The sequence below is a fragment of the Streptomyces jeddahensis genome (assembly GCF_001642995.1).
Taxonomy (GTDB): Bacteria; Actinomycetota; Actinomycetes; order Streptomycetales; family Streptomycetaceae; genus Streptomyces; species Streptomyces jeddahensis.
In genome coordinates, this window is record NZ_LOHS01000156.1 from 197,825 (window position 1) to 204,001 (window position 6,177).

At 70.8% G+C, this 6,177-nt stretch carries 7 protein-coding genes; 3 read left to right on the forward strand and 4 right to left on the reverse strand.

The window, feature by feature from the left end; all coding sequences use genetic code 11:
- Positions 1–1,653 (forward strand): ribosomal protection-like ABC-F family protein, encoded by a 1,653-nt coding sequence (gene abc-f / locus STSP_RS32075; protein WP_067284513.1) that lies wholly within the window; start codon positions 1–3, stop codon positions 1,651–1,653.
- 88 nt (positions 1,654–1,741) lie between these two features.
- Entirely contained in the window at positions 1,742–2,692 is a 951-nt protein-coding gene (locus STSP_RS32080) for a phosphotransferase (protein WP_067284514.1), read from the forward strand.
- Positions 2,693–2,874: 182 nt separating this feature from the next.
- Here STSP_RS32080 and STSP_RS32085 read toward each other — a convergent pair whose 3' ends face one another.
- The 4 genes from STSP_RS32085 to STSP_RS32100 form a co-directional block, all read right to left on the reverse strand.
- Positions 2,875–3,621: a methyltransferase domain-containing protein gene (locus tag STSP_RS32085; RefSeq protein ID WP_067284515.1), complete on the reverse strand. Its 747-nt coding sequence runs from the start codon at positions 3,619–3,621 to the stop codon at positions 2,875–2,877.
- A gap of 16 nt (positions 3,622–3,637) precedes the next feature.
- A complete protein-coding gene (locus STSP_RS32090) occupies positions 3,638–4,108 on the reverse strand; it encodes a ribosome small subunit-dependent GTPase A (protein WP_408646392.1) in 471 nt (156 codons plus the stop codon).
- Between the two features lie 492 nt (positions 4,109–4,600).
- On the reverse strand, positions 4,601–4,927 hold the full coding sequence (locus tag STSP_RS32095) for a Zn-ribbon domain-containing OB-fold protein (RefSeq protein ID WP_232789875.1): 327 nt from the start codon (positions 4,925–4,927) through the stop codon (positions 4,601–4,603).
- Between the two features lie 247 nt (positions 4,928–5,174).
- On the reverse strand, positions 5,175–5,909 hold the full coding sequence (locus STSP_RS32100) for a TetR/AcrR family transcriptional regulator (RefSeq protein ID WP_067284516.1): 735 nt from the start codon (positions 5,907–5,909) through the stop codon (positions 5,175–5,177).
- A gap of 168 nt (positions 5,910–6,077) precedes the next feature.
- Here STSP_RS32100 and STSP_RS40610 point away from each other — a divergent pair.
- A partial coding sequence (locus STSP_RS40610) for an acyl-CoA dehydrogenase family protein (RefSeq protein WP_232789876.1) occupies positions 6,078–6,177 on the forward strand: 100 nt, incomplete at its 3' end.

Genomic DNA, 6,177 nt, shown 5'->3' on the forward strand with positions numbered 1-6,177 from the left:
ATGCGCGACCGCGCCCATACCGCTGTGCCCACCGTCGCCCCCGCTGCCGTGGCGCAGCTGTCCGTTAAGGACGTCACCAAGTCCTATGGCACCCGGACCGTCCTCGACCAGGTCTCCTTCACCGTCCGTCCGGGCGAGAAGGCCGCCGTCATCGGCGAGAACGGCTCCGGCAAGTCCACCCTGCTGCGGCTGCTCGCCGCAGCCGAGATGCCGGACGCCGGGGAGATCACCGTCAGCTTCCCCGGCGGCATCGGCCACCTCGCCCAGACCCTCGACCTCGATGCGGACTGCACCGTGCAGGACGCCGTCGACCTCGCCTTCGCCGAACTGCGCGACATGGAGCGCCAGTTGCGGGTGGCGGAGGAGTCCCTCGGCGAGGCAGCAGAAGAGGATCTCGCCGCGTACGGCGAACTGCTGATCGCATACGAGGAACGCGGCGGATACGAGGCGGACGCCCGTGTGGATGCCGCGCTGCACGGGCTCGGGCTCGCGCAGATCACCCGCGACCGCCTGCTCGGCTCGCTGTCCGGCGGCGAGCAGTCTCGGCTCGCGCTCGCTTGCGTCCTGGCCGCTGCCCCCGAACTGCTGCTCCTCGACGAACCGACGAACCACCTCGATGCGGCGGCCGTCCGCTGGCTGGAGGAGCACCTGCGCGCGCACCGCGGCACCGTCGTCGCGGTCACCCACGACCGCGGATTCCTGGAACGCATCGCCACCACGATCCTCGAGGTCGACCGGGATGCGCGCACGGTGTTCCGGTACGGCGACGGCTGGGCCGGCTACCGCGCCGCGAAGGCCGCCGCCCGGCGCGGCGCGGAGCAACGGTACGCGGACTGGGCCGAGGAGGTGGCCCGCATGGAGGAGCTGCTCGAGGCCGCGGGGAGGCGCCTTGCCACCACCGGCCGCGACCCGAAGCAGGGTTTCGGCAAGCACCGCCGGTCCAGCGAGGCGAAGCTCGGCGGGCAGGTGCGCTCCGCCCGGGAGCGCCTGGCCCAGCTGCGGCGCAACCCGGTGGCGGCACCGCCGGAACCCCTGCGGTTCACGGCGGCGCTGTCGGCGGCAGCCGGCCCCGCCCAGGGCCCCCTCGCCGAGTTCGACGGCGTACGGGTCGGCGAGCGGCTGCGTCTGGACGGGCTCCTTGCAATCGCGCCCGGACAGCGGCTGCTGGTCACGGGCGAGAACGGCGCGGGCAAGACGACGCTCCTGCGCGTCCTGGCGGGCGACCTGGAGCCGGACGCGGGCACGGCACGCCGCCCCGCCAGGATCGGCTACCTCGCGCAGGAACTGCCCGCGCATTCCACGCGGCTCCCACTGCTCGCCGCGTTCGCTGCCGGGCGGCCCGGGCTGCCGGACGAGTACGCCGAACAGCTCCTGGCACTGGGCCTGTTCCGCGAGGAGGACCTGCACGTCCCGGTTGCCGCCCTGTCCGCGGGCCAGCAGCGGCGGCTGCAGATCGCCCGCCTGGTGACCCGGCCCGCGGACCTCCTCGTCCTCGACGAGCCGACCAACCACATCGCGCTCGACCTGGTCGAGGACCTTCAGGCGGCGCTCGCGGCGTACCCGGGGGCGGTGGTCGCGGTCTCGCACGACCGCAGCTTCCGCGCACGCTTCGAAGGGGAGCGGCTGGAGCTGCGTGCCGGTCGCAGGCGCTGACCCTGTCGGTCCGCCTCCGCCGCGAACAGCCCCGCCCCCGCTCCGACCTGCCCAACAATCCGGAAAAATCCGCCGAAACGATGGAGCCATGACCACCTTCCTGACACCACACCAGCTCGCCGGCCGCACCTCCGCTGCCGTCGAGGCGGCCGTCGCGGCAGGGCGCGAGCTCGGCCTGACCGTCACCGACCCCACGGTGCTCCACGACGTCTTCTCCGTCGTCGTCCACCTCGCGCCCTCGCCGATCGTCGCCCGGATTCCCACCGTCCTGCCGCACCCGGACGACCTGGCCGCCCTCGCCCGCCGCCAGCAGGATGAACTGGACGTGACACGTTGGCTCGCCGGCCAGGGAGTCCCCGTGATCGCGCCCAGCCCGCTCGTGCCGCGGGAACCCGTGCAACGCGACGGTTTCTCGATGACGTTCTGGCCGTTCGTCGAGGAGGACCGGGACAAGGAACCCGACTACGTGGCGAACAGCGAGAGCGTCGCCGACCTGCACGCGGCACTGCGCACCTACCCGGGCCGCCTGGAGTTTCTGTCCGCGGCCGAGCCGCGGTTCATCGCAGAAAGCCTCGCCCGGCTCGACCAGCACCCCACCCTGATCGGTGCGGCCGAGCTGGACCGCGCCCGCCGCGAGTGGCAGATCCTCGAACCCCTCGTGCGCTCACGCACGGCCTTCGAGACCCGGTTCCCGGGCGTCGACCTCCAGCCCATCCACGGCGACTCCCCGCCCGCGAACATCTTCTCCGGGGTGGACGGCGACCTCTACGCCGACTTCGAACTGGTCACGCTGGGGCCCGTCGAGTGGGACCTGGCCGCTCTCGGACCCGAGCACGAATCCGCCTACAACCGCGGCGCCCGGCGCAACGGCATGAGGCCGCTCAACGAGGACGTCATGGGCTTCGTCAACGCCCTGGGCATGCTGCGGGTCGTCGCCACTCTCACGCTGGTCCCGCAACTGCCCGAGCTGATGGAGTACCTCAAACCAGCCGTCGACCACTGGCAGACGATGCCCTTCGCGGGCGGCATGAACAGCTGACACCGGGGGCAGTTCGGTCCACACCGAGCCCGGTCCTGGTCGGTGGAGGCCGCCGTGAAGCTCGCCGGAGAGATCCGCTCCTCCGGCGTCGCCGTCAGCCTTGTCGTCCACACACTGCGGTAGGCGGTCGTCCCCGCGCGGGGCCAGACGGCGTGCCGCCCGGCCCCGCGCGGATCAGACGATCAGCGCTTCATCAGGGCGAAGATTCCCCAACCGAGATACTCACGCATGAAGCGCGCGTAGCGTGCGGGCTGGGTGGTGAGCTCGGCCCGTACCTCGGGCGCCAGTTCGTCGTCCGGGTTCCGGTCGAGCCAGCGGCGGAGGTTGAGCCACTGTGCCGCGCAGTACCGGTCCCAGCTGTCCTGGTCGGCCAGCATCATTTCCACGACGTCGTACCCGAGGTCGCCGAACTGCTCGATCAGCTCCGGCAGCGGCAGGAAGTCGGACAGGTTGTTGGCGTGGCAGGCCTTCACGGCCTCCTGGTCCGGCGGAGTCCGACGCCAGTAGGGCTCGCCGATCAGCATCAGACCTCCGGGGCGGAGGCTGCGGCTGAGCAACTCGGCCGTTCCGGCGACGCCGTTGCCGATCCAGGTGGCGCCGACGCAGGCGGCGAGATCGATCGGCTCGTCCGCGACATGACCGGAGGCGTCGCCGTGGACGAACTCCACCCGGTCGGCGACGCCGAGCTCGACGGCGCGGGCCCGCGCCTGCTCGGTGAAGACCGTGCTGATGTCCACGCCCGTGCCCGTGAAGCCCAGGTCACGCGCCCAGGTGCACAGCATCTCGCCCGAGCCGCTGGCCAGGTCGAGCAGCCGTGTCCCGGGGGCCAGGTGGAGTGCCTGGCCCAGGGCGGCGAGCTTGTCGGGAGTCAGCGGGTTGTGGATGCGGTGGCTGCTCTCGCGGATGGTGAAGATGCGGGGAAGGTCCATGGTGGCTTCCTTTCTGTCAGGTTTGGGGGTTGCCGGACCGGTTGATGGCGCGCCGCATGCGCGCGATGTCCTTCTTGGGCCGTTCCTGCGCGGCGCGCAGCCGCGCGTCGGTGCGGGAGGCGGCATAGGCGTTCTCGCGCAGCAGCCGGCGGTAGCTGTCGAGGCGCCGCCGGGTGAGGTGACCGGACTCGACGGCTGCCAGGACGGCACAGCCCGGCTCGGTGGTGTGGGCGCAGTCGGCGAAGCGGCAGTCCCCGGCGAGCTCGGTGATCTCGGCGAAGGCCTGGTCCAGGCCCTCGTCGGCCTCGTGCAGGCCCACGCCGCGCAGGCCGCGCTCGGCCCGCACGATCCGGCCGGGAACCAGCCCGTCGGCGCGGAAGGGGGCGAAGGAATGGTCGCGTTCCTCGTCCCAGCCGTAGTCGGCCCGAGTCAGGACGCGCGCAGGAGAGAAGAAGGGGGGTTGCTGAGAAGCAGGTTGATGAAACAACGTGGAGACCCTTGGGAAGGGGCCCCTCCGGACGGCACGTGCGACGAAGAACTCCCGCTAGGAGAGCGAAAGGCAGGTGCGGTCAGGACGAGGCCCGGGAAGTGAGGATGATCCGGGCACTGCACACGGCAGTGGTCTCCACGACAGTCATCAACTCACCTCCTCCGATCTCCGCAGCAGACCCAGTCGTCGCTGCGGCGTCCACAGTAACACGCTCTGTCGTCGCCGGGCCGCCTGCCTTTCACCGGCCACTGATGCTGGTGACAGCGCACGCCGCGACGTTCGACTTCGTCGAACGTTCCCTGACGCCCGTCTCGTTCGAAGGGGTTGTGCCGGCAGAGGCCGGTCTCGACTGCCCGGATGTAGAAGGTGTGGCAGGCGTTGAAGCGGCGGCTGCGGGAGCGGGGGGCTCCGCCGCGGTGGTTGAGCCAGGCGAGGGCGTGGGTGTGGTCGGCGCGCCAGGAATCTGAGGAGGGTGCCCGGGTTACGGCCTCACGCCCAGGGTCGGAACGGCTCGTCCATGAGCTGGAACAACGGCTCCTTGCGGACCGGGTCCTCGGCCCTGGAGAGCTGTACCCGGTCGCCGGGGTGGACCGCGGCGGGCGGGCCGAGCACCCGGCCCCGCACGGTGAACCCCTCGGCCATCTCGATCAGCGACTCGTTGCGGGCCGACGGAGTGCCCCGGTGGATCACCGTCGTGCGGCGCACGACCCCCCTGCCCGCGCTGTGCTCGGTCCGCAGGTCGCTGGAGGCGCAGACCGGGCAGAGCAGACGGTGGAACGAGGGGGTGCCGCACCACTGGCAGCGCTGGAAGCACAGGCCGTCGAAGGCGGCGGGGTCCGCGGAGGTGGTGGCGGTGCCGTTGTCAGCCGTGGCGTCGAGTCGGCTCTCGGCGATCGCTGTCCCTGTCCCTGGGTGGAACACGATGTCATCTCCCTGCACTCGGGCCGGAATCTGATGTGCTCGGAACGCCGTGCACGCGACCAGAGTATGGCACTGAGTGCCACGAGTAAAGGCACTCCGTACCCGGGGTTCGGGAAAGAGGTGCAGCGAGCCGGGACGGTCTTCAGTCCTCCCGGAGCGAGGACTCGATCTCCCGGACCACGCGCCACATCGGCGTGCCCCGCTTGGAGATGACGACGACCACGTCCTCCGGTTCCTCCGGCGTGATGCGGGCGCCGCCGGAAACCCCGGCGCCGAAGGTGTCGCGGACTTGGTCGAGCGCGTGGTCGACCGCGGCGGCCGCGTCGCCCTGCCCGTCCGAACGCAGCCAGGAGCGGAGCCCGTTGTTGTGCGCCGCCACCACCGCGGCGGCGATCACGTCCGCGTGCAGGGTGCCGTCACGGCGCCCCGCGAAACGCTCGCGCAGATACCCGGCGAGGGCGCGCTCGTACCGCCACACCACCGACAGCTCATACGCGCGCAGCCCGGGCACCTTTCTGGTGAGCCGGTAACGCTGCACGGAGAACGTCGGGTTCTCGGCGTACATACGCAGCACGAGCCGGGCCGCGTCGCAGACCCGCTCCACCGGGTCGTCATCGTCCGAGCCGGAGCTCAGAAACTCCGTCATGTCCGCAAGGCAGCGCTCGTGATCCGGGAAGACCACATCTTCCTTGGACGGGAAGTACCGGAAGAACGACCGGCGTCCGACCCCCGCCAGCGTCACGATGTCGTCGACCGTCGTCTGCTCGTACCCGCGCTCGAGAAAGAGCTGGAAGGCGGCCGCGACGAGGGAGTCCCTTATGGGCGGCTTCGGGGGTGTCGCATCGGATGCTGTACCGCGACGGGGTGCCTCGCTCATGAGGGCGAACCTAACATCGGGCGGAGGAGATGGCACTCGGTGTGCATACTGGAGGGAACTGAGTGCCATGAACTGAATGCCGCGACCGCAGCATCCCTTCAGCAGCACCCCGACCTCGTCCCGTTCACCTCACCATCATCCCGTGCAAGCGGACTGGAGTCCCGACCGATGAACCAGCATTTCGATCTGTACCGGCCGTCGGAAGAGCACGATCTGCTCCGTGAGACGGTGCGTTCGCTCGCCGAGGCGAAGATCGCCCCGTATGCGG

Coding starts and splice junctions, on each gene's coding strand:
- abc-f (WP_067284513.1), top strand. CDS start 1: ATGCGCGACCGCGCCCATACCGCTGTGCCCACCGTCGCCCCCGCTGCC.
- STSP_RS32080 (WP_067284514.1), top strand. CDS start 1,742: ATGACCACCTTCCTGACACCACACCAGCTCGCCGGCCGCACCTCCGCT.
- STSP_RS32085 (WP_067284515.1), bottom strand. CDS start 3,621: ATGGACCTTCCCCGCATCTTCACCATCCGCGAGAGCAGCCACCGCATC.
- STSP_RS32100 (WP_067284516.1), bottom strand. CDS start 5,909: ATGAGCGAGGCACCCCGTCGCGGTACAGCATCCGATGCGACACCCCCG.